The organism is Leifsonia sp. HAY1-4F, assembly GCF_056755275.1.
In genome coordinates this window covers 1-252 of record NZ_JBNDHX010000442.1, presented here as the reverse complement: position 1 = coordinate 252, position 252 = coordinate 1, and the positions used below count along the sequence as shown (strand labels likewise).

Annotated in this window: 1 pseudogene; it reads right to left on the bottom strand. The window is 71.4% G+C overall.

The annotated features are described in order from the left end of the window. Positions 1 to 252: pseudogene (locus tag ACPYOG_RS20115) on the bottom strand (ABC transporter ATP-binding protein); the annotation flags it as partial.

The following is a 252-nucleotide window of genomic DNA, read 5'->3' as shown; positions in this document are numbered from 1 at the left end:
GCCTTCAGGACTCCGGCAACCCGGCCGTCGTCGTCCACTGCCACGCCAAGACCCGACGGCGACGACAACGCGGCGTCCAAAGCGCGGCGCAGCGTGTCCCCCTTGCGGAAGAGCGAACCTCCGGGGATCAGGCCGGCGCCGTCACGCGGCGAGGACCACCCCAACGGACGGTTGTCGGTGTCGACCACCAGGGCCCACTCCCCCGAGCGGCGTCCAGCGCTGTGGCCGTCGTTGGGACCAACCATCGTCACC